The organism is Corynebacterium sp. LK10 (assembly GCF_008042455.1).
GTDB lineage: Bacteria > Actinomycetota > Actinomycetes > Mycobacteriales > Mycobacteriaceae > Corynebacterium > Corynebacterium jeikeium_D.
The window spans coordinates 196,466-221,938 of record NZ_NOVT01000002.1; the positions used below are offsets into that span (position 1 = coordinate 196,466).

Genomic DNA, 25,473 nt, shown 5'->3' on the forward strand with positions numbered 1-25,473 from the left:
AGCGGCGTTGGCTCGATTACGGCCGAATCTCCACTTCCTCCTGTCGCTAAACACTTCGGGGCTTCCGCCTCGCTGCGCCTGTCTCTTCGAGGCTGAGCTCAGCGGCCCCGGACCCCGTCGCGCGCATTTGTCAGACGGCATAAGGCGCGGCACAAGTGTTTTCAGAGAAATAAAACTCCAGGAGGAAAAGTGAATAAATTTAAATGGGCGACCGGCTTCGGTGCCCAAGTTGTCTATGGCCTGATTATTGGTCTCATTTTGGGCTTCATGGCCCGCAGTACTGGCGATGACTCCTCGCTGCGCACAGCGCTCGACGAGGTCGGCAGTACCTACGTCACGCTGTTGAAGCTGCTCATCCCGCCGCTGGTGGTCACCGCGGTCGTGGTGTCGATTGCCAACCTGCGCCAGGTCGCAGGCGCAGCCAAGCTGGCTGTTTCGACACTGATTTGGTTTGCCATTACGTCCTTTGTATCGGTGGTCATCGCCATCGTGCTGGGCTTGCTTATCAAGCCGGGCGTTAACTCCGGCGTCGATGCCTCGGCTGCACAGGAACCGGATTCTGTGGGCTCGTGGTGGGGATTCCTGCAGAGCATTGTCCCGCAGAACTTCCTCGGCCTTGGTGTGAAGATCAGCGAATCTGACGGTGCTGTATCCGGCTCGCTGAACTTCAACGTCCTGCAGCTGCTGGTCATCGCGATTGTCTTCGGTGTCGCCGCAGTGAAGGTTGGCCCGAAGGCTGAGCCATTCATCGAGTTTTCCGGCTCTCTTTTGACCATCGTGCAGAAGGTGCTGTGGTGGGTCATCCGCCTGGCACCGATTGGTACCGCAGCCCTCATCGGCCACGCCGTCGCTGAGTATGGCTGGGAAGCGCTCGGCAGCCTGGGCAAGTTCGCCATTGCTATTTACGTTGGCCTGTTCCTGGTCATTGCAGTCGTGTACCCAGTCGTGCTGAAGATTCATGGCATTAGCCCAATCGACTTCTTCCGTCGCGTCTGGCCAGTGACCTCGCTCGGCTTCTTCACCCGTTCGTCTATGGGCGTCATGCCGGTCACTGAGCGCGTTGTCTCCCGTCGTCTGGCCGTACCGGATGAGTACGCCTCCTTCGCAGTACCGCTGGGCGCCACCACGAAGATGGATGGTTGCGCCGCCATTTACCCGGCTATCGCGGCTATCTTCGTCTCGCAGTTCTACGGTGTGCCGTTGGACTTCACGGACTACCTGCTCATCATCTTCGTCTCCGTTATCGGTTCGGCTGCAACTGCTGGTACCACCGGCGCTACCGTCATGCTGACCCTGACCCTGTCGACCCTTGGCCTGCCACTTGCCGGCGTCGGCCTCCTGCTGGCTGTCGAGCCGATTGTGGATATGGGCCGCACTGCGGTGAACGTTACCGGTCAGGCCGTGGTCCCGTTGGTCGTCGCAAAGCGTGCGGGAATCTGGGATAAGGACGAGTGGGACGCCAGCGCCAACGCCGACCTGTCGCCAGCCGACGAGTCGGACGACGAGTCTGCAGACGCGCCTGCTGAGAAGTCCGATTCCGCCGAAAAGTCCGAGTCCGCCACGCTTGCGTAGTCTTGAGGACATGACTTCTTGGAAGCCCTCTGTTCTTGCGCAAGTTGATCAGTGGCCAGTTGACACGGTCGCGGCTGCCGTGCGTGCCGACGATGGCAGTTGGCACACCCACGGAGATAGCGGTCGCGTTTTTGAGCTCGCCAGTGTGACCAAGTTGCTAGCCGCTATGGGAATGCTTGTAGCCGTCGAAGAGGGTGCGCTGGAGCTCGACCAAGAGCTCACGCCACCCGGTCACGGCGCGACTGTGCGTCACCTTCTGGCGCACGCCGGCGGAGTGGGGTTTGCCAGCCGTGAGCTGGAAAAAGAACCAGGGGAGCGGCGCATTTACTCCTCCGCGGGCTTTGACATCATCGCCGATGCCATCGCTGCGGAGGCAGAGATGCCGTTTAGTGAATACCTGCGCCAGGCCGTGTTTGAGCCGCTGGGGATGTCAGATTCCGTGCTGGATGGCTCGGCAGGGCATGGCGCGCGTAGCAGTGTCGCTAATCTCATGGTCTTCGTCGATGAGATCTTCACCCCGACTTTCCTGCACCCAGGTACCGTCTCCGAAGCGTTGACCGTGCAGTTCCCGGGCCTGAATGGTGTCGTGCCGGGCTATGGAATGCAACGTCCGGCCGATTGGGGCCTGGGCTTTGAGATTTTCGGGCACCCCGATTCCAAGCAGGGGCTGTGGTTTGGCGCCTCGATGCCCAAGGATGTCGCAGGCCACTTCGGGCAGGCGGGCACGTTCCTGTGGCTTCATCGTCCAACCGGGCGGGCGGCAATCGCCTTGACCGACCGAGCTTTCGGCGAATGGGCCAAGCCGCTGTGGACTGACTTCAACGACGAACTATGGCGTGAACTGGAAGAACACGCTAAAGGTTAAGGGGATATGAGCTAAGTCGGCGTCGGCTGCGGCGCCGATTTTTCGTCTCAGCGCTAAATCACATCTGGGGGATTAAGGACAACTTGAGGGTTGCCAGCAGCCGTCTCGGAAATAACAATCATAAACACGTGCAACGCAAACCTCAGAAGTGTTGTTTTACCGCAGTGCTTTTTCTGCAGTGTGGCAAGTGTCGTTGGATGAGTTCGTAGGGGAAGACGAATCTCGTCTTACACCAATTGACCGCAACTTTTCCGAGGACCTTCGTCTATGCGCACCCAACTTTCAGGCGTCCTGTGGATTCACAGCATGCCAGGGCCGCTGCAACCACACATCACGTGGGCGCTGGCCCGACTCAGCATGCCCGATGGCACTAAGCCAGGCCGGGATATTTGGCGTGCGACCGACCAGGATGCCACTTTGTGCGCCGAGGTGCCTTTCACTGCAAGTGCTGACACCATCGCCACACTGGTGGACAACCTGGCTAGGTGGCCGCGCCTCTATTTCGAGCTGGCGCAAGACCCAGCCGTGGATGATGACGGCTACGCCATCGATGGCATGCGCTACTGCCATACCCCGCAGCTGGGGACTTTCGCCGGACAGACCGATGCCGCCGGAAACATCGTGGTCAACGAAGATGCGCTGCGTTCCATCATGGCACGCGGCGGCGACATCGAAGGAACCCTCGACGCGGCCATCGGCGGGCCGTGGGACCGCGTGTTAGAGCCGATGCGCATGATGACGGCAGGCTACGCCCCCGAAGAGTGCTTTACGACGTCCACCCCTGCCGGACCCGACAGTGCCAGCGGCAACTCGACCGCTGGCAACGCAGACCTCGGTGGGGTAGAGGCAGCTAACGTGCTGCAGCTCTACCCGCGCCGGGCGGCGATGTAGTCAACTACATCGCCAAGGGTCTTAAACGAGGAAATGTCCTCGTCCTCAATGCGGACTCCCAGCTCTTCCTCACAGCGGACAGCCAACTCTACGACGCTCAAGCGGTCAAAGCCGTAGTCGGTCAGCGAAGTGGAGAGCTCTAGGGACTCCACCTCGTCGTTAGCCATCTTTTTGACGATTGCCGCGACCTCGCCGTGAAGACCTGCGGGCAGGTCAGCGTCGGCGGAACCCTTCTTCGAGCCCGCGTTCGCTGCATTGGGTGAGGCATCGTCAGCGTCACCGGCGCCGGTGACCTGTGTGCCCAGTAGGGCGCTGAGCTGATCTCCAAGGCTAGAGGTCATTATTCAGCGTCCTGAGTGGTTGCGGTTGGATCGGTAATCTGCAGCTCTTCAGCTGCTTCCTGGGCGACACTCTTGTCGAGCTTGCCAGCGCGTGCCAGTGCGGCCAGGGCCGCAACAGCGACTGACTCGCCGTCGGAGTTGAAGTAGCGGCGAGCGGCCGGACGGGTATCCGAGAAGCCGTAGCCATCGGTGCCGAGGACGGTGTAGTCACCTGGAACCCACTTGCGAATCTGCTCCGGGACCGCACGCTGGAAGTCAGTCACTGCGATGAACGGCCCATCGGTGTCGGACAGCTGGCGGGTTACGAAGGCGGCTTCGACCTCTTCAGCCGGGTTGTGCAGACGCTCAGTGTCACGCTCGTGTCCATCGCGAGCCAGCTCATTCCACGAAGTCACCGAGTAAATCGAGGAAGCCACACCGTAGTCTTCCAGGATGTCCGCGGCGCGCAGCGCCTCCTGCATGCCAATGCCGGAAGCCAGCAGGTTGACATGCTTGTCGCCCTCAGCCTTGCGGAAGCGGTAGATACCGCCAAGCAGCCCTTCGACATCGAGGTCTTCCGGGACAGCCGGCTGCGAAGTCGGCTCATTGTAGATAGTCAGGTAGTAAATGACATCTTCGCCGCGCTCCGGACCATACATGCGGTCGATACCGTCGCAGACGATGTAAGCAATCTCGTAGCCGAATGCTGGGTCGTAGGAGACCACGGACGGGTTCGTAGCTGCCAGCAGCTGGGAGTGACCGTCCATGTGCTGCAGGCCTTCACCTGTCAGCGTCGTGCGACCGGCGGTAGCGCCGAGTAGGAAGCCGCGGGACATTTGGTCACCGGCAGCCCAGATGGAGTCAGCCGTGCGCTGGAAACCGAACATCGAGTAGAAGATGTAGAGCGGAATCATGGCCACGCCATGGGTGGCGTACGCCGAGCCGACAGCGGTAAACGACCCCACAGAGCCCGCCTCGGAAATGCCCTCGTGCAGAATCTGACCGTCCTTCGCTTCCTTGTAGGACAGCATCAGTTCATGGTCGACCGGAGTGTAGTTCTGGCCGTGCGGGTTGTAGATCTTCAGCGTCGGGAACCAGGAGTCCATGCCGAAGGTGCGGGCCTCATCAGGGATGATAGGCACGAAGCGGTCCTTGAGATCCTTATCGCGCATCAGGTCCCTGAAAACACGCACCGTCGCCATAGTGGTGGCAACCTTTTGCTTACCTGATCCCTTGAGGAGGTTTTTCAGGGTTTCCGGCTTTGGCGTTGTCAGTGGTTCGTAGCTAGTGCGACGCTCCGGCACGAAACCGCCGAGTTCCTTGCGGCGCTCCAGCATGTACTGCACTTCCTCGGACTCTGGGCCCGGGTTGTAGTACGGCGGCAGGTAGGGATCCTTCTCCAGCTCCTCGTCGGAGATCGGAATGCGCTGGTTATCGCGGAAAAGCTTCAGATCATCGAGCGTCAGCTTCTTCATCTGGTGGGTCGCGTTGCGGCCCTCGAAGTTATGGCCGAGGCCATAGCCCTTAACCGTGTGCGCCAGAATGACGGTCGGCTGGTCCTTGGTCTCCAAGGCCTTCTTGTAGGCAGCGTAAATCTTGCGGTAGTCGTGGCCACCGCGACGGAGGTTCCAAATCTCCTCGTCGGTCATGTCCTCGACCAGCTTGGCAGTGCGCGGGTCACGGCCGAAGAAGTGCTCGCGCACCCAAGCGCCGTCGTTAGCCTTCAGCGTCTGGTAATCGCCATCGCAGAACTTATTCATCAGGTCGACTAGTGCGCCGTCCTTGTCCTTAGCGAAGAGCTCGTCCCACTCGCGGCCCCAAACGACCTTGATGACATTCCAACCAGCGCCGCGGAAGAACGACTCCAGCTCCTGGATGATGCTGGTGTTGCCGCGCACCGGACCGTCGAGGCGTTGCAGGTTACAGTTAATGACGAATGTCAGGTTATCCAGGTTGTTCAGCGCCGCATGCTGAATGGCGCCACGAGATTCCGGCTCGTCCATTTCGCCGTCACCGAGGAAGGCCCAAACGTGCTGCTGTGAGGTGTCCTTGATGCCGCGGTCATGCAGGTAGCGGTTGAAGCGTGCCTGGTAGATGGCGTTGAGCGGACCAAGGCCCATGGACACCGTCGGGAACTCCCAGAATTCTGGCATGCCATGCGGGTGCGGGTAGGAGGGAAGGCCATTGCCCTCGCCGAGGGAGACTTCCTGACGGAAACCGTCGAGGTCCTCTTCGGTCAGACGCCCCTCTAGGAATGCGCGGGCGTACATACCCGGCGAAGCGTGGCCCTGGAAGAAGACGTGGTCACCGCCGCCTGGGTGGTCTTTGCCGCGGAAGAAGTGGTTAAAGCCGACCTCGTAAAGCGGTGCGGCGCCCGCATAGGTGGAGATATGTCCGCCCACGCCGATACCCGGACGCTGTGCGCGATGGACCATAATTGCCGCATTCCAACGGATCCACTTGCGGTAGCGGCGCTCAATGTCCTCATCGCCAGGGAATTCCGGCTCCATCTCAGTCGGGATGGTGTTGACGAGGTCTGTCGAAGTCAGTGGCGGTAGAGCTACGCGCTTTGCCGTGGCACGTTCCAGCAGCCGCAGCATGAGGAAGCGTGCGCGCTCCGGACCTGCCTCTTCTAACAGGCCGTCGAGAGACTCAAGCCACTCCTTGGTCTCTTCAGGATCTGCATCCGTGAGATAGGAGGCGACCCCATCACGGATAAGGGCAAAGTTTGACTCATCAGAGTGGGCTTGTGGCGTGCCTGACGATGTATCGGACATTGTGAGCTCCTTTCAGTCCCTGAAGGAAAGGCAAAGGTTATTTTTCTCCACTCTACGTCTGAATCGTTTGTTGTGCCCCTAGCCGTTTCTTGCACACGCTTTCACCGAACAATCCGGTCGGCTTTACGACGAACATTGCGAAGAACACTGCGAAAACTGCACCTTTTTGGGGAAATTCTTATTTTGCAGCTGTGAAAAATGTATTTGAGCGGTAAAATTTCCCCACATAGCTCGAAAAATCGAGCTGAATATTTTTTCTAGAGGAGGAAAAGGGAAGTGGTCAACGCCACAGGCGCTGCTCATGAATATGCGAGCAGGCTCGGCATCAAGGAAGGTCAGCTAGTCCAGGAGGTTGGCTGGGATACGGACTGTGACTCAGCAATCAGTGAGTCGGTCGAGAATTTCCTGGATGCAGACCTGCTCGACGAAGACACGGATGAGGTTGTCGACGTCGTATTGCTGTGGTGGCGTGAAGAAGACGGCGACTTGGTCGATGGTCTTGTGGATGCTTCCCGCCCTTTGGAGGATGAAGGCCGCGTTTGGTTGCTCACGCCGGGTGCTGGTCAGCCGGGTGCCATTGATCCTGGTGTGATTGACGAGTCCGCACAGCTGGCAGGTTTCTCCAACACCTCGGCGCTTCGTCTGGGGGATTGGCAGGGCAATTGCCTGGTGCAGCGCTCTAGCTAGCCGGCTTTCGCTGTCCCGTTTGAATCGGCTACTAGCCGAGCTATTGAAATAATCTGCATAAACGCTGTGTGTAGTGCGCAATTGGCAATCTATGTTTGCCGTGTGTTAAAGTTTCGCAGCAGCGCGGCGATAGCTCAGCGGTAGAGCTCTGGTTTTACACACCAGCGGTCGGGGGTTCGAAACCCTCTCGCCGCACAGACATAATCCGCCCGGATTCTTGTAATGGAGAATCCGGGTGGATTTTTGTTTGTGCTAAACTCCCGGTCTGTGCGTTTTACAAAATCGCTAGTAACCATCATTGTTGCCGGATCTCTACTTGCGGGCCCACAGGCCTACGCAATTGGAGGAGACGGTAAACCAGTAATCGACGCTGCCACCTGTAAGGCAATGGTCAAAGCCGCAAATGCAGGCGAGCCGGTGGAGGATCCATCGATTCTCCATCTCTCCGACAAGATGCCTTCCTACCTTGCCGACGGCACCCTGGACTACGTTGTTGCTCCAGACTTTCCGTACCGCGCGCAGCTGGACGCTGCTGCCCAAGAGTGGAATGAAAAGCTCGGTGGCAAGGTCGTGCTCCGGGAAGTGACCAAAGACAAAGCTGATTCGGATACCGTGAGCGTTCGCTACGTGCCTAAGCCGAACTCGCACGTTTTGGCTTCTGCATCGGAAATTAGTAAAGAAATGACGGTTTTCGTTACTTCCACACTCTATCCTGATGCAATTCGCAGCACGCTTGCACACGAGTTTGGGCACCTACTCGGTATCCGGCACACCTGTGATTACACCTTGATGGCTGCATCTTCGCACCGTCATCCGGCAGCACATGTCACTCCGCTCGATGTCGTAGCCGTTCTGCAGGGACAGTTCGATTAAATTGCGTATAAAAGCCAGAAGTCGACGCCTCTGGCGACGCGGTGCAGCCATCGCTGCGGGATATGCGCTTGACCGCATTTTCGCAGATCCCACCAATCACCATCCGGTGGCAATCTACGGGCAGGCCGTCAGCAAACTTGAGCGCCGAATTTATGCCGATTCCAAGGCGCGCGGTGTAGCTTTCACCACAATCGCAGTGGCCGCACCGGTAGTGCTTACCGCCGCAGTCAGTACAGTCGCCCCGACCCTCGCACTGACTGCCACCACGTGGGCATCGCTCGGCGGCACTACCCTCCGCCGCACGGGCGAACGTATGGCCGACCGACTTTCCGCCGGAGATATCGATGCTGCCCGAGAGCTTGTGCCGTGGCTGTGCTCGCGTGATCCAGAGGCGCTCGACGCTGATGGGATCGCCCGAGCCACCGTCGAATCGCTCGCCGAAAATACCTCCGACGCAGTCACCGGCACACTCATGTGGGGAGCCATTGCAGGAGCTCCTGGTGTGGTTGCTCATCGAGCGGTCAATACCCTTGACGCGATGGTCGGATACCGCAATGACCGCTATCGCCAGTTCGGGTGGGCCAGTGCACGGCTTGACGACGTCGCCGGGTTCCTCCCCGCCAGGCTCACAGCTGTCGCAACTGTGGTTGCGGGCCCGAATCGTCGTCAAGCATTGGCAGCGTGGCAACGAGATGCCAGCAACCATCCAAGTCCAAACGCGGGCGTTGTGGAGGCGAGTGCGGCCGGCGCGCTGGGGCTGCAGCTGGGTGGTAAGACGGTGTATCTCAGCGGTGTGGAGATGCGCCCAGTGCTGGGCGGTGGCCGGGCGCCTGCGGTGGCGGATGTTCGGCGTGCAGCTGAGCTGAGCAAGCGAGTGCAAAATATTGTTGCGCTCAGCTGTGCGGGAGCTGTGGTTGTGGCCGGATGCGTCCGGCACGCGAAGGCGCGAGCTGCGAGCTAGAAGCGTTCGTCGTATCGGTTGTCGCGGTAACCTGCGGCGCGGTGGCCAGTGTTGCCGTAGCGTTGCGCCATGCGCTGGCGGTGCAGCTCGGCGGCGCGATCCTCTTCGGACTTAGCCTGCGGAGGAGTGGGAGTGGTGGCATCGTCCGATTCGGGTGTTGCGTCCTCAGAGTCATCAGCGTCATCTACTGGTTCCGCGGCTTCGGCATCGCGGAGGTTCTTAGCCATCTCCTCTTGCTCCGCGCGGTCTCGTCTGCGCTCGACGATTTCAGCACGAATGAACCAGACGACGGCCAGCGGCACGAGAGCGCCGAAGAAAATCCACTGAATGCCGTAGGAGAGGTAGGGGCCGGACTCCAGAGTGGGCAGTGGAATGGCCTCGATGACGGCATCGGATTTGTCCGAGAGCTGAAGCCAATCGGGGTTGAGTTCGGTGTCGACTAGCTCGGACACTTCCTTGGTGTTGATTCCGTAGACCTGCGGCGGGGTGCCGGGGATTGGGGCGGTCTCGGCGGGAATCTCGTTTCGGCGGGTAAAGGCCGAGATAGTCAAGGTGCCCTTCGGGGCTGGCTCAACATTGGGGGTGCTGGAGTCTGTCGGGCGTACAAAGCCGCGGTTGACCAGGTAGTTTTCGCCATTGTTAGCGACGAAGACATCGAGTACCTGGACGGCGGGGGCTCCATTGACCGGGCGGTTACGCAATAGCACGCGGGTATCCGGTAGGAAGGACCCGGTGGCGGTAACGCGACGCCATTCGTTGCCCTCGACGAACCCTTTGCCCTTGGGCATTAGCTCATTGACATCTACGGGGTCGAGCTCGAATGAGTGCTCAAGCTGCTGATTGCGATGCTGCGTCGCGGTGTTCTTACCCAACTGCCACGGAGCCAGAACAGTAAATGCGAGATAGGAAAACGCAATGGCGACAATGGCAGTGAGAACCCATCCAGGGGTCAGAAACTGGCGCACATTCTTAAACACATTCATTGAGCTTACCCGGTGGTGTGGATGGCACTAGAGCGGCAGGTGATTGGCGGTGCGGAGATTGAGTGAACTTCGGGTAAAGTTATTTGAGCGTATTTGACGGGGAATCTACCCGGGGATAGATGGAAAGAGAGGTGTCGTGGTGGGCACGCAAACAGCGAAATCTTCGCCTTCACGCCGCTTCAGCACAGTCTCGCGCCAGTTCATCAAGTTCGGCCTGGTCGGCGGCACAGGTGTGGTTGTCAACCTGATTGTCGTGATTATTGCCCGCAAGTTGGGCCTCAGTCTGGGCACCAATGAGCACGACGTGTTTATGAACTTGTTCGGAACGCGGTGGAATATCCGTTACTCCCACGTCTATGCAACTCTGGCGTTTGTCGTGGCTAACATCTGGAACTTCCAGCTCAACCGGTCCTGGACCTTCCGAACTGACAATCGCCCGAACTGGTTTAGACAGTTCTTCCCGTTTTTATTTGCAGGTATCTCAGCACTGATTGTGAACCTGGTTGTCATCACGCTGCTGACTAACCCCACCTCGCCACTGGCACTGCCGGTGGATATTTTCGACGACTCCACCGGCTTTAGAAACCGCCTCTACTGGGCAAACCTCATCGGCGTCATCTTGGGTACGCCCGCTAACTTCATCTTGAATAAGATTTGGGCGTTTCGAAACCGGGGCAATGCCAGCAAAACAAAAGAAAAGGTTGTTTTGAAACCTTAACGCTCAGAGGCCAGCGCCAGAGTCTCACGCAACCATGCGATGATTCCCGGCGTCGCGGCCTCAATTTCGTTTCGAGTGCGGACGAATCCCTCCGGACCTCCGTAGTAAGGATCAGCCACGACGGCCCCCTTCGGGGATGCCGGGTCGAAGGAACGCATCAGGCGAATCTTCTCTTTTGGCACGCCAGCGTGGAGTAGACCATTGATGTGCGATTCATCCATGGCGATGAAAAGCGTTGCATCCATGTGCTCATCGCCCAGCTGTGCCGCGGTGTGGTTCGGATCGTAGCCAGCATTTTCCAGCTCGGCTTGCGCTCGCTCGTCGGCGGGTTCGCCGACATGCCAGCCGCCGATTCCGCAGGAGGCGAGCAGGACATCGTCGGCAAGCGCATTGGCTTCAACCGCGTCACGGACGATGATTTCAGCCATGGGGGAGCGGCAGATATTTCCGGAGCAGACAAACACGACGTACACGGACTCAGTACGATGCGACGAGTTCATAAGCATAATAGGCAAAACCAAACTTCTCGGAAAATAAAAATAGGATTGTCACTAATCGTTGACGAGTCTTAAAGATACAACATTTCCCGCACAACACGATTCAGGTCCCCAGGCGACGACGCCACCGCCGCTGCCGATGCCCACTCAGATTCCGAGCCGTAGCCCCATTTAACAGCGATGGCGGGGATGCCGAACTGTGCGGCGCCCTCAAAATCATGGATGCGATCGCCAACCATTACGACCGAACCGTGCGGACGCACTGCTTCATCGGTTTCAATGCCCAACTCCTTGAGCGTGTACTCAATGACCTCGGTCTTTGTCTGTCGTGAGCCGTCGTCGCTGGCGGCGCCGATGAAGTCAAAGGCGTCGAGAAGCCCGAAATTGTCCAAGGTTTTACGGGCGAAGTAGTCGCCCTTGGAAGTCGCAGTGGCTAGTTGGACACCAGCTGCCCGCCAATCGCGCAGGAGCTCCGGCCAGCCGGGGAACATCTCGGCACGCTGCCAAGCACCGGCGTGTTGATGCTCCATGTACACAGCGAAGGCTCGGTCGACTTGTTCGTCGGAAAGCCCGAGGGATGCGAGTGTCTCCACCATTGGCGGGCCTGGGATCGTGTTGATAAAGCTCTCGGGCGGAAGTGGGTGGTCAATTGCCTCCAACGCAAGGCGGAATCCATGTGCGATTGCGGGGAGAGAATCGGCGATGGTGCCGTCGACATCAATAAGGACAGTGGGACGATGGCCAGTGGACATATTGTTCATCCTAAAAGGTCATTAGGCTGGATGGCATGTTAGACGACCCGCTGCGCTATCACGGCGATCAGGCCGCCCATGGCGCTGACCTGGACTTTGCCGTCAATGTTCACGGCACCACACCGCAGTGGCTGCAGGACTCGCTTGCCACGTCCCTTGGAGAACTTGCCGCGTATCCGTCTGCGCAGCTCGATGCCGACGTCCGCGCCGCCATCGCCGCCAATCACAATCGCAGCGCCGACGAGGTTCTGCTTCTTCACGGCGTCGCCGAGGGCTTTTCGCTCTTGCCGCACCTGGGCTTGCCCGCCACCATCGTCCAGCCGCAGTTCACCGAACCTGAAGCCGCGTTCCGCGCCGCGGGAGTCGGGGTGGATTCGCTGGTACTACCGTCGCCGTACACGCTCACGCCTACGCTTGCCGACGTCCACGAGAACGCCTCCTCCCCGCATTCCCAGCAGCTTGACGGTCGGATGGTCATCATCGGCAATCCGACTAACCCCACCGGTGTTGCTCATTCAGCGGATGACCTGCGGGGGCTCGCCAGCCGTTGTGGGATCTTGGTCGTGGATGAGGCATTTATGGACATCGCCGATGGTGAGATTATTCGGCGGTGCTCGCTAGCTGATTGCAGGCCGGGGGAAGCGAACAGTATCCCCGATAATGTCATCGTTTTCCGCAGCATGACTAAGACCTGGGCAATCGCAGGCCTGCGCTGTGGTTACGCACTGGGAACCCCTGAGCTCCTGGCGAAGTTGGGGCGACTGCGTCCGCACTGGCCACTGGGCACGCTGCAACTTACCGCTATGGCGGCAATCGCGTGTCGCGAGGCAGAGCTGTTGCCACAAATCCGCGCTGAGATTGGTCAGCAGCGCGAGGCTATGACACAGCTGTTAGTAGCCGCCGGCTGGCAGGTGTTGGATTCCAAGGCTCCCTTTGTGCTGGCGCGCCCGGGGGTTGCCCTGAGCACGCATGATGGTCCGGGCGCTGCGGCGGTTGACGTCGTCAAGCACGAGCGCCTGAGACAGCGGCTCGCTGCGCGCGGAGTAGCCGTGCGGCGTTGCGACACCTTCGCCGGTTTGGACGGTTCGTGGTGGCGGCTGGCTGTGCGAGACGAGACCAGTGTGCGGCGGCTTATTGCGGAAGTAGCGGATTTGCTGTCGCAGAACTGATGGGTCGGGGCAGAGTTCACTACGCTGGAAGAGAAGCTGGAGAGAAATGCATGTTGAAGGGATGGATGTATGACGGACTCTGCGCAGACCCGTGCCGAGGGCAATAACGCAGTGGTGACCGTTGCCGACGTGCGTGCGGCGATGGACGCGGCCTACCCGCCGGCACTGGCGGAGAACTGGGATAAAGTTGGCCTGATCTGCGGTGACCCGCAGGATGAGGTGCGTCGCATCGCGTTGGCGCTGGACTGCACTGACGAGGTTGCAGATCGCGCGATTGCCTCCGGTGCTCAGATGCTCGTTGTGCACCATCCGCTGCTTCTGCGTGGTGTGAATTCCGTGGCGGCGGATACACCGAAGGGTCGGATTATTCATAAGCTGATTCGGGCAGGTGTAGCTCTTTTTGCAGCGCACACCAACGCTGACAGCGCCCGACCGGGTGTCAACGACCAGTTGGCCACGGTGCTCGGAGTTGAACCGGGTGCGCCGCTAGCTCCGCAGCCGGCTCCCGGCTTGGATACCTGGACAGTGAAGGTTCCGGCAGATCACGTCGATAAGGTCGCGCAAGCCATGTTTGAGGCGGGCGCGGGCACTATCGGCGACTACGACAGCTGTGCGTTTCGCATTAACGGCCGCGGCCAGTTCCGCCCGCTGAGCGGGGCGAATCCCTTCATCGGTGCCGAGGGGCAGATTGAGTATGTCGAGGAAGTACGCCTGGAGATGGTCGCGCCACGGTCCGTGCGCGCGGCGATTGTCAAGGCTCTCGTTGCGGCGCATCCGTATGAGGAGCCTGCCTTCGACATCGTGGACAATCAGGCTACCGGCTTGGATCCGCAGCAGGCTGTGGGCATTGGGCGAGTGGGCACGCTGGATACGCCGATGCCATTTAAGGACTTCGTCGCCCGTGTGGCTGAGCGCCTGCCCGCAACGGCATGGGGCGTGCGTGGCGCAGGCGATCCGGAGCGGATGATTCGCACGGTTGCCGTCGCATCTGGTTCAGGTGACTCTTTCCTGGACACTGTGGCAAAGATGGGCGTCGATGCGTTCGTTACCTCTGACCTGCGGCATCATCCTGTCGATGAGACACTGCGGACCGCGGACTTCTGCGTGGTGGACACGGCTCACTGGGCCAGCGAGTTCCCCTGGTGCTACCAGGCCGCAGACATGCTGGCCGAGAGGCTCGGGGTCGCGACCGAGGTCCTTGAGGTGCGCACCGATCCCTGGACAGTGGCAGAATCGTCGACACAGGCAAGGAAGTGAAGACCATGAGGCTTAGTCCACAAATCCAAGTGGCGATGTTGGAAAAGGCGGAAAACCAAACTCTGTTGGATGGGCTCACCGCCCGCCAGAACGTTCTGCCCGAGCGTGCCGAGTTGCAGGAGCTGCGCAAAAAGCACAGCCGTCAGGCCAGTGAGGCAGCGCGCTCCAAGCTCAGCGCCTCCGATATCGGCCGCGATATTGCCAAGCTGGAATCGGACATCAACAAGCTGAAGGCCCGCGAAAAGGCAGACCGTCTGTCGCTCGGTGCCGCAGAAGACGCATCCACGCGCCGTGACCTCGACCACGACCTGCGCTCCACCAAGCGGCGCCGCGAACGCGCTGAACAGGAACTCCAGCAGTATGAGCGCATGCAGGAGGCCTATCAGGTCGACGCTGAGCACGAATACGACGCCGATGAGGCGCACGATGACATCGTCGCTGCCAAGCAAAGGCTTAACGACGCCGAGGTTGACCTCATTGCGCGCATTTCCATCGCTGAGACCCGAATCGAAGAGGCTGACAAGCTTATTGATGGTTCGGCAGCCAAGCTTTACCGTCGTCTAGCGCTTGCTAACGGCATCCCCGTTGCACGCCTGAACGGACGCACCTGCGGATCCTGCTTCATGGAGCTCGATGTCGGAACCGTGCATGAATTCACCACGCTCGCGCCGGAAGAAGTGACGTTCTGTCCTGAATGCGGCGCGATGATTGTGCGTGCGGAAACGCTGGGAGCGGTGAAAGGCAAGTAGATGAGCCAGGCTGCAGACAAGCGCGATAGCGCGCCGGGCTGGACGGGGGCGACTACGGATCCCACGCGGTTGGTGCTGCTGCGCCATGGGCAGTCGCCAATGTCGATTCGCCGGGAGTACTCGGGAAGCCGTTCGAACCCCGACCTGACAGAGGTGGGCAGACAGCAAGCGAAAGCGGCAGCACGTCACCTGGCGGCGCTGGTCGATAGCGGCAACATGAGTTTCTCGGCGATTGTGGCCTCTCCACAGCGTCGTGCACAGCAGACAGCAGAGGCGGCAGCCAAAGCGCTCGGGCTGGACATCCACGTTGAAGAGGATCTGCGCGAGACCGACTTTGGGCAGTGGGAGGGCATGACTTTCTCCGAGGCTCACAACGCCACCCCTGAGCTGCACAGTTCCTGGCTTGCGGATCCGGCCGTGGCGCCACCGGAGGGGGAGGATTTCCCTACCGTCGATAGCCGAGTGAGCGCCGCGCGTGAGCGCATCGCTCAACAATTCGGTGCCTCGGATGTGCTGGTAGTCAGCCATGTCACGCCAATCAAGTCGCTGCTGCGCCAGGGGCTCGGCTGCGGCTTTGAAATCTTCACTCGCCTGCACTTGGACCTGGCCAGCCTCTCCATCGCGGAGTTTTACGCAGATGGGCCGACATCGGTGCGGCTGATTAACGACACCAGCTACCTGCGTGGTTAGCAGCCGAGCACGGCGGGTTATTTGAATTGCGGTTGTGGCGGGTACACTAACCATTCGAGCGAGCCGGCCGGGTGATCGCGGCAGTTAACGGAACCGGACGCCTCTTTTACAGAGTGTGTCCAGGCCGCTGTCGAGGAAAGTCCGGACTCCACTGGGCATGGTGGTTGCTAACAGCAACCCAGGGTGACCTGCGGGAATAGTGCCACAGAAAATAGACCGCCGGGCGCACAGCCGATGTCTTTGACGTAAAGCTGTGGAGATCCGGTGAGGGTGAAAAGGTGCGGTAAGAGCGCACCAGCGGGGCAAGTGATTGCACCGGCTAGGTAAACCCCACCAGGAGCAAGGCAAAATCGCGCATGCTTCGTCGTGCGCGTGCGCGAGTGTTTGAGGGCTGCCCGTCCGATACTCGCGGGTGTGCTGCTTCAGGCTGTCAGCAATGGCAGACCGAGATGGATGATCGCCACCCGGCGCTTTCCGAAAGGAGCGCCGAGGGACAGAATCCGGCTCATAGGCCGACTCGTTCACACAAGCTCTATTACTCGACCACCGCGCCGGCTGCAGTGTTCTCCACACGGATGGTCTCGGAACCGCCGTCGTTAAGCGCGGAGGCAATCCGATCGGCGTCGTCGACGTGGGACCACATCACCAGCGACGCACCCGGGCATGGCGCACAACGGGCAATCTTCTCGCAGTCAATGGTGTCGGTCAGCTCGGCAATCTGCCCCAGCACAGAGCTTGCCGACGGCGCGGAGCCACGCTCACTGACATCGCGCGAAACCCCTGCGATGGCTGCTTGAATATCGCTGTGACGGATGTGGCCGATGACTGCGCGGGCACGGTCGGAGGATGCGTCGGCTTCGTCAAGCCACTGAATGGCACGGCCGATGGTCGGGATGTCTTCGTCGTCCGGGTGCACCTCGTGACGAGCACGCACCCAGTCCGCGACCCGCTCCTGTGAGTCGGGGAGGCTAGCGAGAGTCGGCACGCCAAAAGCGGCGCAGGCTTGCTGGAAGAACTCGTAGCGCTCCTCGTCGGGCGAACCGCCGGTGACATCGGGGGAGTAAGCGACAGTCAGCGCCAACGACTGCGGGAACGCCGTCTGCGTGACTGCCTCATCGGAGTGGTTGATGCACAGTAGGCTGTCCGGGCGGCTGCGCAGCGCCGTGGTGTAGGGGTACAGCGGCCACGACTGTCCCTTAATCTGCACCATGGTCTCGTGGATAGCGGTGGCAATACGCGTGCGGGTAGGTACATCATCACGGTCGCCAAAACGCGCATTGAGAGCCAGCGCGAGGGCACACTGAATTGCCGGAATCTCTCCAAAACCGCGACCTGGCGCGATAGTGGAGGCAATGGTGACCTTCAGGCCATTGCTGTTGCGCGGAACGAGGTGCAGCGAGTGCTGCAATGCGACGATGGTAGCCGCGACAGCGGTCGGCACCTGCGAAAAAGCGGCGGGGACGCTGTCCGGGAAGTCCATCTTGGTAGTTTCGCGCTTGTACACGACAATGAGCTGCTGTTCGTCGATCTCTTCAATACCGACCGCGGCATAAGCTGGAATGGCGGTGGTTAGGAGCATGCCGCCGGAGGAGGCGCAGTCCTCACCCAACAGGTTGATGGAACCCGGGGCGTATGCAACTGAAGCATTAGAACCGACGGCATCGAAGACGTCGTTTACGACAGCGGGTGCGGCGGGCATGGGTGAAACCTCTCCAGAGATTGGACTCATAGTGCTTGTGTGCAGTGTTTGTATTCAGCGCTCGGATTCAGCGCTTGTGTTCTAAGGTGAACAATTCCGTCGATAATACCCGGCTCGGGGGACAGTGACAAACCTATATACTGGGATTTTATGTCGCCGCAGCGCACATGGCAGGCAAAGGATTGCCTTTCTGCAAGCTTGCTTATGGGCGGAGTTAGCGGTGGCACAACCGCTTGAAAACTGGACATGTTCTCGATGTGGAAGAGGAGAAGAATCGTGAGCGACAACAGCAGTAAGTGGTACTACCAGCCGTCGACAGGCACGGTGTTTCAGGGGAAGAAAACCGGTTGGGACGACCGAATGGGCCCTTATGATTCCGAAGAGGAAGCCCGCGCTGCCATGGAAAAAGTCGCCGAGCGCAACAAGGCGGCCGACGACTGGGATGAAGAAGATGATGACTGGGGCGTAGCTGAGAAATAAGGCTCTACGCGTTTAGGCCTTCTTGCCCTTCTTAATCTTCTTTTCCATCTTGCGGAAGGCCTTAAAAACCTTTGCCACGGCATCGTCGTACTCAGCCAGGGCCTTCAGGCCGTCGTAGTACTCCATCTGGTAAAGCACGCCGTAGCCGAAGGTGTCCCTGCCCGCACGGGAGGCACGCTTAGCACGAGCCAACACGAAGTCACGCGCAGTGCAGGTGTCCTGGAAGTCACCGAGAACCGACTGCAGGTTCTTGCAGGCAGCGTAGAGCTTCTCGGTCGGCAGGTCCGCGTTCTGAGCAGCTTCCGCGCTGTAGCGGAGCTTCTTCGCAGCCTTGCGGACATCGTGGTAGCGCTCGTCCAAATCTGCCTCTGGCAGGTCAGCATCCTCTCGGCCATCGAGTACCAGGTTGTGGCGACGACGGAACTTCGAAAACGCGCTGCGCAAGTGATCGAGCAGCACCGCAGTGGTGTCGAGTTCCTTCGGTGCCTTTACCTTCTCCGGCTCGGCCTTGTCTGAGGTCGTGGAAGCAGCTGCATCGGCGGCAGCAGCAGTATCAGTCTCAGCCGCGACCTCGGAGTCAGCTGCCGAAGCATCCTCGGAGACTGCGGCTTCCGCGTCGTCGACAAGCGAAGCATCCTTCTTCTTGGACTTCTTTTCCCCAGCCTCGGCCTCTTCCGAGTTTGCGGCGATTGGCGGGTTGGCGAGGAACTCATCGAGATCGTCGAGAAGTTGCAGGTACTCGCTGGAATTGAGTGCGAAAATGACTCGCTGATGAGCGCGGCCGTAGTCCTTCTGGACATCCTCGACGAGATTCGCACGCAGCTCCTCGCCGATAGCGGCGCTTTCGCGATTGGCCAGCAGCTCCTCCCAGCGCATAGCAACGACCTCTGCGTCACGGGCCACACCGAGAACACCCGCCAGCTGCTTGAGGTTGCTCTCCAGCTCAGCGACCTTATCGCCCACGACAATGCCGTGGAAGGTCTGCATGTGACTGCGCAGCTCACGAGTGGCGACGCGCATCTGATGCACCGAGTCGAACTCATCGCGGCGTACCTTCGGGTCGTACTCGACCATCTTGGCCACGTTAGCGGCCAGCGCATCGACCACGGTGCGCCCCGGCGTGCCCTTCGGCAGCTTCGCCGGAACAGGCGGTAGGGGAGCAGAGTCGATGGAGGCACCCAACGCCGTCGCCAACTTCGACGGGCTTTCCGACGGCACGGCGCCAGCTACCTCAGCGACCTTGGACATCGCTGCCATTACAGCCTTGCCGTCCGGGTGATCTGCCCAATCCCCCAGAAGCTCAATCTCCCACTCGCGCCAGGTGGTGGTTTCGCCGCCGTCGAGGAAGGAAGTCGCCGTGACGTGGTCATCCGCGAACTCCGCCATGGGAGTGCCATCGAGGGCAAACACCGTGGTGACGTGGCGCTCATTGTCTACCTGCGCGATTGGTTGCAGCGGGTGATTGCGAACAATTGCGCGGACAGGGGCAAGCAACTCAGTGGGCACGACGTAGTCGGCGTCGCGGCCTTCACCGTTAACAGAGCCCTCTTCCAGGTCAACGCCATATTCGAGGCGACCGCCGTTGCCCGGCGCCTTCAGATGCCAACCCTCATCGGGGCCGCCGGTGCGGCGACGCAGGGTGTGCTTGGACCGGGTCAGACGCAGGTCCGCCGTGTCCAGATAAATCGCGGAGAGATTTCGCACCTCAGTGGTGGTGGAGCCAACCTGTGGAACGAAATCGAACGATGGGGCTACCACCTCTGGGGTAGCTGAGAACTTAGATTCCACCTCCAACGCCGCAGTTGGAGTTTTGGACTTAGAACCAGACTTAGATGCCATAAGCACCAATTCTACCCCCGAATCGAAGAACCCTTAAGTTACGGATGTTTGGTTTTCGTATTTGATTGCCTGGACTGGGCGGTGCCCTTAGACGTAGACGGGGGCTGGGCGGGGCCTTTAAGCGAAAGCCCAGTCCAAAAACGGCTCACCCCAGGGCGGTTAACCCGAGAAGTTCTGCGCCTCAGTTGGGAACTCGCGGGAGTGCACCTGGTCGACATACTGCTTAGCTCCCTTGGTCAGCATCTCGCCGACCTCTTCGAACACCGAACTAAACGACGGCCTGCGGCCATCGGCCGGAACTGCAAAGGCATCTTGCCAGACGAGAACCTGGCCATCGCACTGGTTACCAGCGCCAATGCCACAGGTTGGGATGGATAGCTCACGGGTAATCTCAGTGGCCAAATCTGCAGGCACCATTTCCAGGACCACGGCCGAGGCACCAGCATCGGCTACCGCGTGGGCGTCGGCACGCAGCTGTTCCGCCCCCGCACCGCGTCCCTGTACCTTGAAGCCGGACAGCGCGTTGACGGACTGCGGAGTGAAACCGATGTGCGCCATGACCGGAATGCCGGCGTTGACCAGCGCACGGATGCGCGGAGCGATGCGCACGCCACCTTCGATCTTGATCATGTGTGCGCCGGTTTCGCGCATCATCTTCGCGGCCGACAGCACGGCCTGCTCATCGGAGGCCTCGTAAGTGCCGAAGGGTAAATCGGCAACCACAAGTGCGTTGCCAGCGCCTCGGACGACACCGCGAGCAAGCGGAATCATTTCTTCCAGCGTGATCTCGGTGGTGGTGTCGTAGCCGTAGACGACGTTTGCTGCAGAGTCGCCGACCAGTAGCAGCTCGACACCAGCGGCGGAAAAAGCGCGCGCGGTGGAGTAGTCGTAGCAAGTCAGCATTGCCCAGGGGCGAGACTCAGCCTTCCATTCGGCCAGATTATTCAGACGAATCTTTTTTCCGCTCATGCTAATAGAGCATGCCATAGTCACACGCAATTCGAGACCACGAGGGCAGCAGTTATGACGCGGGTGTGGCAGTTGGCTAGCCACGCCGGATGGTCAAAATGCGTACCGCGAATCCGGGCACCTGGGTAACGTTGGAAAGTATGAACAGTCAGCAGGAATTCGTCCTCCGCGCAATCGAAGAGCAAGATATCCGCTATATCCGTCTGTGGTTTACCGACATTTTGGGGTACCTGAAGTCCGTTGCCGTCGCACCGGCTGAGCTCGAGGGTTCCTTCGAAGAGGGCATCGGTTTCGATGGCTCCGCGGTAGAGGGCTTTTCCCGCGTCTCCGAGGCCGACACTATCGCGCAACCGGATCCCTCGACGTTCCAGGTCATGCCACGCCTGCACAAAGAAGACACAATCACGTCCGCACGCATGTTCTGCGACATCGTCATGCCCGATGGTCAGCCATCGTGGGCAGATCCACGCCAGGTGCTGCGCCGCCAAATTAAGGCGCTTGCCGACGAGGGCTTCCACGCGTTCATCCACCCGGAGATTGAGTTTTTCCTGGTAGAGAGCCTGGCTACTGATGGAAAGCCGCCGGTGCCAACGGACAATGGCGGTTACTTTGACCAGGCGGTCTACGACCGCGCACCCCGCTTTCGCCAAGAGGCGATCACGGTGTTGGAAGACATGGGAATCCCTGTGGAGTTCTCCCATCACGAAAACGCGCCGGGCCAGCAGGAAATCGATCTGCGCTACGCCGATCCGTTGACTATGGCGGATAACGTGATGTCTTTCCGCTACATCATTAAGCAGATTGCAATGAAAAATGGTGTGCAGGCGACATTCATGCCGAAACCTTTCCAGGACTTGCCGGGCAATGGCATGCACACGCATATTTCCCTCTTCGAAGGGGACACAAATGCATTCCACGATCCGGATGATGAAAATCAGCTCTCCGACACCGCAAAGGGTTTCATTGCCGGCATTCTGACTCATGCCAGCGAGATTTCCGCTGTGACCAATCAGTGGGTCAACTCCTACAAGCGCACCGCATTTGGTGATGAGGCTCCGACGTCCGCGACCTGGGGAATGGCCAACCGCTCGGCTCTCGTGCGTGTGCCCATGTACTCGCCGGGTAAGGCACATTCGCGCCGGGTGGAAATTCGTTCCTTGGACTCGGCCTGTAACCCGTATCTTGCTTACTCGGTGATTTTGGCCGCCGGCCTGAAGGGAATTAAGGAGGGCTACCAGCTTCCGGAGCAGGCAGAGGACAACATCTCCGAGTTGACCAAGCGGGAACGACGTGCGATGGGCTACCGCGATTTGCCGACGTCCCTGGAGGTGGCGCTGCAGGAGATGGAACGCTCCGATTTGGTGGCCGATGCTCTCGGTGACCATGTCTACGAGTTCTTCCTGCTCAATAAGTGGCGCGAGTGGCGCGAGTTCCAGCGTCAGGTGACGCAGTGGGAGCTGCGCACAACCCTGGATTATTAGTTTCCCCGCATCGCTGCTTTCCTTTTTCGTCTTTATTTTGTTTTTTGGGTGACCAGTTTCAATGGTGATGAATCGACCTCGCACATCTCGCCAGTCAGTGCCGCGGCCCGCAGCGCTGGGCTTGCGTAACGACGATCGGACGCGCGCTGACCTGGAAGATTTGGGGTGGTACAACGAGGAGTCCCTACAGCTGTTGTGGGGGCTTGCCGGAGCCAGCGACCCCAAGCTGGCGCTCGTGGCACTAGTGCGGCTTAAAGGCGCTCTCGACGAGCTGGAGCAGGATGGAAAGCTGGAGAACTGGGCCACCTGGTCTGGCCTCGATGAGGCCATGCGTGAGCAGGTTCCGCTGCGTACGCGTATGTTTGCGCTGCTCGGAGGATCGAGTGCACTGGGCGATCACCTGGTTGCGCACCCAGAAAAGTGGATTCTGCTCCAAGCTGAGCTTCCCACTGAGGCAGACATGTTCCGCGAGATGCTCTCCAGCGTTGGGGCTGTGCCCGAGGTCATCGAACTCACTGATGAGGCCAGTCTGGAAAAGCAGGAGGATCCGGAGTACCGCAAGCCGGTCGTTGCGCCCGCCACGCTTGAAGGCCCCGGTTTGTACCGTGCGAAGCTCACCGGTCGTGAGGCCGAAGTTGCGATGCAGTGCGCCTACCGCGACTTGATTATGCGTATTGCGTGCCACGACTTGGCTGGTACGTACCCACGGGGTCCCCGCCGCCCTGGACAGCCACAAGTCCCATTCCGTCAGGTCTCGGAGGCACTCAGTGACTTGGCGGATGCAGCGTTGACGGCTGCACTGTCTGTGGCTGTTCAACAGGTCTTTCCTTCCGCACCGGTCTCAACACGCCTGGCCGTAATCGCCATGGGTAAGTGTGGTGCGGAAGAGCTGAACTACATCTCCGATGTGGATGTCATTTTCGTCGCAGAGCCGGCGGATGCGCGAGCTACTCGCTTGGCCAGCGAATTTATCCGGATTTCTTGCCACTGCTTCTTTGAGGTCGACGCGAATCTCCGCCCGGAGGGCAAGTCGGGTGCACTCGTACGCACCGTGGATTCCCACGTCGCCTACTACAAGCGTTGGGCTGAAACCTGGGAGTTCCAGGCATTATTGAAGGCGCGGCCGATGACAGGCGATGTCGAGCTGGGCCGCGAATACATCGATGCTCTGGCCCCGATGGTGTGGACGGCCTCTCAGCGAGAATCTTTCGTCGACGACGTTCAACGCATGCGCGCCCGCGTGGTACAAAACGTCCCCGAAGAGCTTCGCTACCGAGAGCTCAAGCTTGGACGCGGTGGTCTGCGTGATGTCGAGTTCGCGGTGCAGCTGTTGCAGTTGGTCCACGGTCGCTATGACGATAGCCTCCGCGTGCTGCCAACTGTGATGGCACTCGATGCACTTGTCGAGGCTGGCTACATCGGTCGCGAAGACGGTGCCGCGCTGATTAACGCCTACGAATTCATCCGTCTGTTAGAGCACCGCCTGCAGCTGCAGAAGATGCGACGGACGCATTTGTTGCCCGCCGAGGACGACACCGAAGCTCTTCAGTGGCTCGGTCGAGCCTCTGGCCTCGTCGGTGAGGGCGGCACCGATGCCAGCAAACCGCTGGCCAAGCAGGTTCGACTGGCCAGCTCGCAGATCCGCTCCCTGCACAACAAGCTTTTCTACCGTCCACTGCTGAACTCCGTGGTGGAGCAGGACATTGGAACCCTGCAGCTATCGGCCGATGCGGCAAAGCGCCAGCTGGCCGCGCTGGGCTATCAGTACCCGGATCGCGCCTACGAGCATCTTTCTGCGCTGGCGGCAGGCACCTCGCGCAAGTCGCGTATTCAGGCGATGCTCCTACCGACGCTGATGGAGTGGCTATCGTCGACGCCAGACCCCGATGCGGGTCTGCTCAATTATCGCAAGCTCTCTGAGAAGCTCCACGACGAAACCTGGTTTCTGCGAACGCTGCGCGATGAGGGCGTCGTCGGTCAGCGGCTGATGCGCGTGCTCGGTTCTTCCCCCTACGCGTCTGATTTGATTATGAGTGCGCCGGACGTAATTAAACGGTTCGGCGACGGTGCGTCCGGGCCGAAGCTACTGAATACCGACTCCGATGCCGTCGGGCGTGCGCTGGTCGCAGCGGCTGCCCGTCACAACAGTCCAGCTAAGGCCATTGGTGTGGCACGTGCGTTGCGCCGTGCAGAGCTCGCGCGCATTGCCTCCGCGGATCTCTTCGGGCTGATGGATGTGCAAGAGGTCTGTCACTCTCTGTCGATGGTGTGGGACAACGTGCTTGAAGCTGCCCTCGCCGCCGAAATCCGTGCGTGGTCGCTGGAGCATCCGGACTCGGAGGTCCCAGGCGTTATCTCCGTGATTGGTATGGGGCGACTTGGCGGTGCTGAACTGGGCTACGGCTCCGATGCCGACGTGATGTTTATCTGTGAACCTCGCAAGGATGCCGAAGGAACGCCGCTTGTCGACGATTCCGAGGTGGTCAAGTGGGCAACCAGGATTTGTGACTCGTTGCGTCGTCGGCTGGCAAAGCCAAGCCAAGATCCGCCACTGGAGGTCGATGTGGACCTGCGTCCAGAAGGACGCTCGGGCCCGATTGTCAGGACCCTGGATTCCTATGTGACCTACTACGAGCGCTGGGGTGAAACCTGGGAGATTCAGGCACTGCTACGTGCTACCTGGATAGCCGGCGATAAAGACCTCGGCACCCGCTTCCTCAAGGCCATCGATTCGCTGAGGTACCCACAGGGCGGAGCTGATGCCAAGATGGTTCGCGATGTCCGCCGTATGAAGGCGCGTGTTGATTCGGAGCGACTGCCGCGCGGCGCTGATCGGCGTACCCACACCAAACTCGGTTCCGGCGCACTGACCGATATTGAATGGACTGTGCAGCTGCTAATCATGCTGCATGCCCACGAAGTGCCGGAGTTGCACAACACGTCGACGCTGGAGTGTCTGGAAGTGCTGAAAGATCGCGAGATTCTAGATGCGGAGGATACCGACGCACTTCGGGATGCCTGGCTGATGGCGACGAATGCTCGTAATGCGCTGGTGCTCACGCGTGGTAAGCGCACGGACCAGCTGCCACAGCCGGGACGTCAGCTGACTCAGGTCGCAGGTGCGGCAGGATGGGATGTATCGGATTCCAACGGTTTTATTGAGCACTATTTGCGTCTGACTCGCCACTCCAGCCGTGTCGTCAATCGCGTGTTTTGGGGTGAGGAGAACCCCGACCACGAGTAG

At 59.9% G+C, this 25,473-nt stretch carries 21 protein-coding genes, 1 tRNA gene, 1 other RNA gene and 1 pseudogene; 16 read left to right on the forward strand and 8 right to left on the reverse strand.

Features of this window, described 5'->3' with window-relative positions; genetic code table 11:
- Positions 1–189 precede the first annotated feature (189 nt).
- From CHU70_RS00920 to CHU70_RS00930, 3 genes are all read left to right on the forward strand, one after another.
- The gene (locus CHU70_RS00920) at positions 190–1,572 is read left to right on the forward strand and encodes a dicarboxylate/amino acid:cation symporter (RefSeq protein ID WP_147739738.1); all 1,383 of its coding nucleotides are present in this window, start codon (positions 190–192) and stop codon (positions 1,570–1,572) included.
- 10 nt (positions 1,573–1,582) lie between these two features.
- Positions 1,583–2,437: a serine hydrolase gene (locus tag CHU70_RS00925; protein ID WP_147719362.1), complete on the forward strand. Its 855-nt coding sequence runs from the start codon at positions 1,583–1,585 to the stop codon at positions 2,435–2,437.
- 267 nt (positions 2,438–2,704) lie between these two features.
- On the forward strand, positions 2,705–3,328 hold the full coding sequence (locus CHU70_RS00930) for a DUF3145 family protein (protein ID WP_070546216.1): 624 nt from the start codon (positions 2,705–2,707) through the stop codon (positions 3,326–3,328).
- On the opposite strand, the gene CHU70_RS00935 is transcribed toward CHU70_RS00930, so the two are convergent.
- Complete coding sequence (locus tag CHU70_RS00935) at positions 3,304–3,669, reverse strand: acyl carrier protein (protein WP_083276308.1); 366 nt, start codon at positions 3,667–3,669, stop codon at positions 3,304–3,306. The genes CHU70_RS00930 and CHU70_RS00935 overlap by 25 nt on opposite strands.
- Positions 3,669–6,425, reverse strand: coding sequence for a pyruvate dehydrogenase (acetyl-transferring), homodimeric type (gene aceE, locus CHU70_RS00940; RefSeq protein ID WP_070546218.1), 2,757 nt, complete (start codon positions 6,423–6,425; stop codon positions 3,669–3,671). The genes CHU70_RS00935 and aceE overlap by 1 nt, the downstream gene beginning before the upstream one ends.
- A gap of 276 nt (positions 6,426–6,701) precedes the next feature.
- Here aceE and CHU70_RS00945 point away from each other — a divergent pair, with 276 nt between their 5' ends.
- From CHU70_RS00945 to CHU70_RS00960, 4 genes are all read left to right on the forward strand, one after another.
- A complete protein-coding gene (locus CHU70_RS00945) occupies positions 6,702–7,112 on the forward strand; it encodes a DUF3052 domain-containing protein (protein WP_005511050.1) in 411 nt (136 codons plus the stop codon).
- 123 nt (positions 7,113–7,235) lie between these two features.
- Positions 7,236–7,307 (forward strand) — tRNA-Val (locus CHU70_RS00950).
- 72 nt (positions 7,308–7,379) lie between these two features.
- Positions 7,380–7,985: a hypothetical protein gene (locus tag CHU70_RS00955; RefSeq protein ID WP_141698021.1), complete on the forward strand. Its 606-nt coding sequence runs from the start codon at positions 7,380–7,382 to the stop codon at positions 7,983–7,985.
- A gap of 1 nt (position 7,986) precedes the next feature.
- Positions 7,987–8,946 carry a cobalamin biosynthesis protein gene (locus CHU70_RS00960; protein ID WP_222865368.1) on the forward strand — a complete coding sequence of 320 codons (960 nt, stop codon included), beginning with the start codon at positions 7,987–7,989 and terminating at the stop codon, positions 8,944–8,946.
- Here CHU70_RS00960 and CHU70_RS00965 read toward each other — a convergent pair.
- A complete protein-coding gene (locus CHU70_RS00965) occupies positions 8,943–9,929 on the reverse strand; it encodes an SURF1 family protein (protein ID WP_049170162.1) in 987 nt (328 codons plus the stop codon). The genes CHU70_RS00960 and CHU70_RS00965 overlap by 4 nt on opposite strands.
- A 136-nt stretch (positions 9,930–10,065) precedes the next feature.
- Between CHU70_RS00965 and CHU70_RS00970 the strand changes: the two genes are divergently transcribed.
- A complete protein-coding gene (locus CHU70_RS00970) occupies positions 10,066–10,647 on the forward strand; it encodes a GtrA family protein (RefSeq protein ID WP_042388795.1) in 582 nt (193 codons plus the stop codon).
- Here CHU70_RS00970 and CHU70_RS00975 read toward each other — a convergent pair.
- Together CHU70_RS00975 and CHU70_RS00980 are read right to left on the reverse strand one after the other, a co-directional pair.
- Positions 10,644–11,147 carry a low molecular weight protein-tyrosine-phosphatase gene (locus CHU70_RS00975; protein ID WP_369707166.1) on the reverse strand — a complete coding sequence of 168 codons (504 nt, stop codon included), beginning with the start codon at positions 11,145–11,147 and terminating at the stop codon, positions 10,644–10,646. The two genes, CHU70_RS00970 and CHU70_RS00975, sit on opposite strands and share 4 nt — an antisense overlap.
- A 68-nt stretch (positions 11,148–11,215) precedes the next feature.
- Positions 11,216–11,896: an HAD hydrolase-like protein gene (locus CHU70_RS00980; protein ID WP_049192884.1), complete on the reverse strand. Its 681-nt coding sequence runs from the start codon at positions 11,894–11,896 to the stop codon at positions 11,216–11,218.
- A 35-nt stretch (positions 11,897–11,931) separates the two neighbouring features.
- On the opposite strand from CHU70_RS00980, the gene cobC reads away from it, so the two are divergent.
- The 5 genes and pseudogenes from cobC (at position 11,932) to rnpB (ending at position 16,285) form a co-directional block, all read left to right on the forward strand.
- Positions 11,932–13,065, forward strand: coding sequence for an Rv2231c family pyridoxal phosphate-dependent protein CobC (gene cobC, locus CHU70_RS00985; RefSeq protein ID WP_147719363.1), 1,134 nt, complete (start codon positions 11,932–11,934; stop codon positions 13,063–13,065).
- A gap of 69 nt (positions 13,066–13,134) precedes the next feature.
- Positions 13,135–14,322 (forward strand): Nif3-like dinuclear metal center hexameric protein, encoded by a 1,188-nt coding sequence (locus CHU70_RS00990; protein ID WP_070858928.1) that lies wholly within the window; start codon positions 13,135–13,137, stop codon positions 14,320–14,322.
- Positions 14,323–14,327: 5 nt separating this feature from the next.
- Positions 14,328–15,071 carry a zinc ribbon domain-containing protein gene (locus CHU70_RS00995; RefSeq protein WP_147719364.1) on the forward strand — a complete coding sequence of 248 codons (744 nt, stop codon included), beginning with the start codon at positions 14,328–14,330 and terminating at the stop codon, positions 15,069–15,071.
- A gap of 24 nt (positions 15,072–15,095) precedes the next feature.
- Positions 15,096–15,761 (forward strand): annotated as a pseudogene (locus CHU70_RS01000) (histidine phosphatase family protein); the annotation flags it as partial.
- A 59-nt stretch (positions 15,762–15,820) separates the two neighbouring features.
- An RNA gene (gene rnpB, locus CHU70_RS01005) (RNase P RNA component class A) lies at positions 15,821–16,285 on the forward strand.
- Positions 16,286–16,296: 11 nt separating this feature from the next.
- Here the strand turns inward: rnpB and CHU70_RS01010 are convergent.
- Positions 16,297–17,460, reverse strand: a complete 1,164-nt coding sequence (locus CHU70_RS01010) for a hypothetical protein (protein ID WP_147719365.1) — start codon at positions 17,458–17,460, stop codon at positions 16,297–16,299.
- Positions 17,461–17,736: 276 nt separating this feature from the next.
- Here CHU70_RS01010 and CHU70_RS01015 point away from each other — a divergent pair, with 276 nt between their 5' ends.
- Positions 17,737–17,940, forward strand: a complete 204-nt coding sequence (locus CHU70_RS01015) for an SPOR domain-containing protein (RefSeq protein ID WP_016423068.1) — start codon at positions 17,737–17,739, stop codon at positions 17,938–17,940.
- Between the two features lie 12 nt (positions 17,941–17,952).
- On the opposite strand, the gene CHU70_RS01020 is transcribed toward CHU70_RS01015, so the two are convergent.
- Together CHU70_RS01020 and panB are read right to left on the reverse strand one after the other, a co-directional pair.
- Positions 17,953–19,779: a CYTH and CHAD domain-containing protein gene (locus tag CHU70_RS01020; protein ID WP_147719366.1), complete on the reverse strand. Its 1,827-nt coding sequence runs from the start codon at positions 19,777–19,779 to the stop codon at positions 17,953–17,955.
- 159 nt (positions 19,780–19,938) lie between these two features.
- Positions 19,939–20,748 (reverse strand): 3-methyl-2-oxobutanoate hydroxymethyltransferase, encoded by an 810-nt coding sequence (panB, locus tag CHU70_RS01025; protein WP_242451339.1) that lies wholly within the window; start codon positions 20,746–20,748, stop codon positions 19,939–19,941.
- Between the two features lie 140 nt (positions 20,749–20,888).
- Between panB and CHU70_RS01030 the strand changes: the two genes are divergently transcribed.
- Positions 20,889–22,229, forward strand: a complete 1,341-nt coding sequence (locus CHU70_RS01030; RefSeq protein WP_005511085.1) for a glutamine synthetase family protein — start codon at positions 20,889–20,891, stop codon at positions 22,227–22,229.
- Positions 22,230–22,290: 61 nt separating this feature from the next.
- Positions 22,291–25,473 (forward strand): bifunctional [glutamine synthetase] adenylyltransferase/[glutamine synthetase]-adenylyl-L-tyrosine phosphorylase, encoded by a 3,183-nt coding sequence (locus CHU70_RS01035; protein ID WP_147719368.1) that lies wholly within the window; start codon positions 22,291–22,293, stop codon positions 25,471–25,473.

Excerpts from the sequence above, each read along its gene's own strand:
- CHU70_RS00925 (WP_147719362.1), top strand. The coding sequence starts at position 1,583 with ATGACTTCTTGGAAGCCCTCTGTTCTTGCGCAAGTTGATCAGTGGCCA.
- CHU70_RS00930 (WP_070546216.1), top strand. The coding sequence starts at position 2,705 with ATGCGCACCCAACTTTCAGGCGTCCTGTGGATTCACAGCATGCCAGGG.
- CHU70_RS00935 (WP_083276308.1), bottom strand. The coding sequence starts at position 3,669 with ATGACCTCTAGCCTTGGAGATCAGCTCAGCGCCCTACTGGGCACACAG.
- aceE (WP_070546218.1), bottom strand. The coding sequence starts at position 6,425 with ATGTCCGATACATCGTCAGGCACGCCACAAGCCCACTCTGATGAGTCA.
- CHU70_RS00965 (WP_049170162.1), bottom strand. The coding sequence starts at position 9,929 with ATGAATGTGTTTAAGAATGTGCGCCAGTTTCTGACCCCTGGATGGGTT.
- CHU70_RS00975 (WP_369707166.1), bottom strand. The coding sequence starts at position 11,147 with ATGAACTCGTCGCATCGTACTGAGTCCGTGTACGTCGTGTTTGTCTGC.
- CHU70_RS00980 (WP_049192884.1), bottom strand. The coding sequence starts at position 11,896 with ATGTCCACTGGCCATCGTCCCACTGTCCTTATTGATGTCGACGGCACC.
- cobC (WP_147719363.1), top strand. The coding sequence starts at position 11,932 with ATGTTAGACGACCCGCTGCGCTATCACGGCGATCAGGCCGCCCATGGC.
- CHU70_RS00990 (WP_070858928.1), top strand. The coding sequence starts at position 13,135 with ATGACGGACTCTGCGCAGACCCGTGCCGAGGGCAATAACGCAGTGGTG.
- CHU70_RS00995 (WP_147719364.1), top strand. The coding sequence starts at position 14,328 with ATGAGGCTTAGTCCACAAATCCAAGTGGCGATGTTGGAAAAGGCGGAA.
- CHU70_RS01010 (WP_147719365.1), bottom strand. The coding sequence starts at position 17,460 with ATGCCCGCCGCACCCGCTGTCGTAAACGACGTCTTCGATGCCGTCGGT.
- CHU70_RS01020 (WP_147719366.1), bottom strand. The coding sequence starts at position 19,779 with ATGGCATCTAAGTCTGGTTCTAAGTCCAAAACTCCAACTGCGGCGTTG.
- panB (WP_242451339.1), bottom strand. The coding sequence starts at position 20,748 with ATGAGCGGAAAAAAGATTCGTCTGAATAATCTGGCCGAATGGAAGGCT.
- CHU70_RS01030 (WP_005511085.1), top strand. The coding sequence starts at position 20,889 with ATGAACAGTCAGCAGGAATTCGTCCTCCGCGCAATCGAAGAGCAAGAT.
- CHU70_RS01035 (WP_147719368.1), top strand. The coding sequence starts at position 22,291 with ATGGTGATGAATCGACCTCGCACATCTCGCCAGTCAGTGCCGCGGCCC.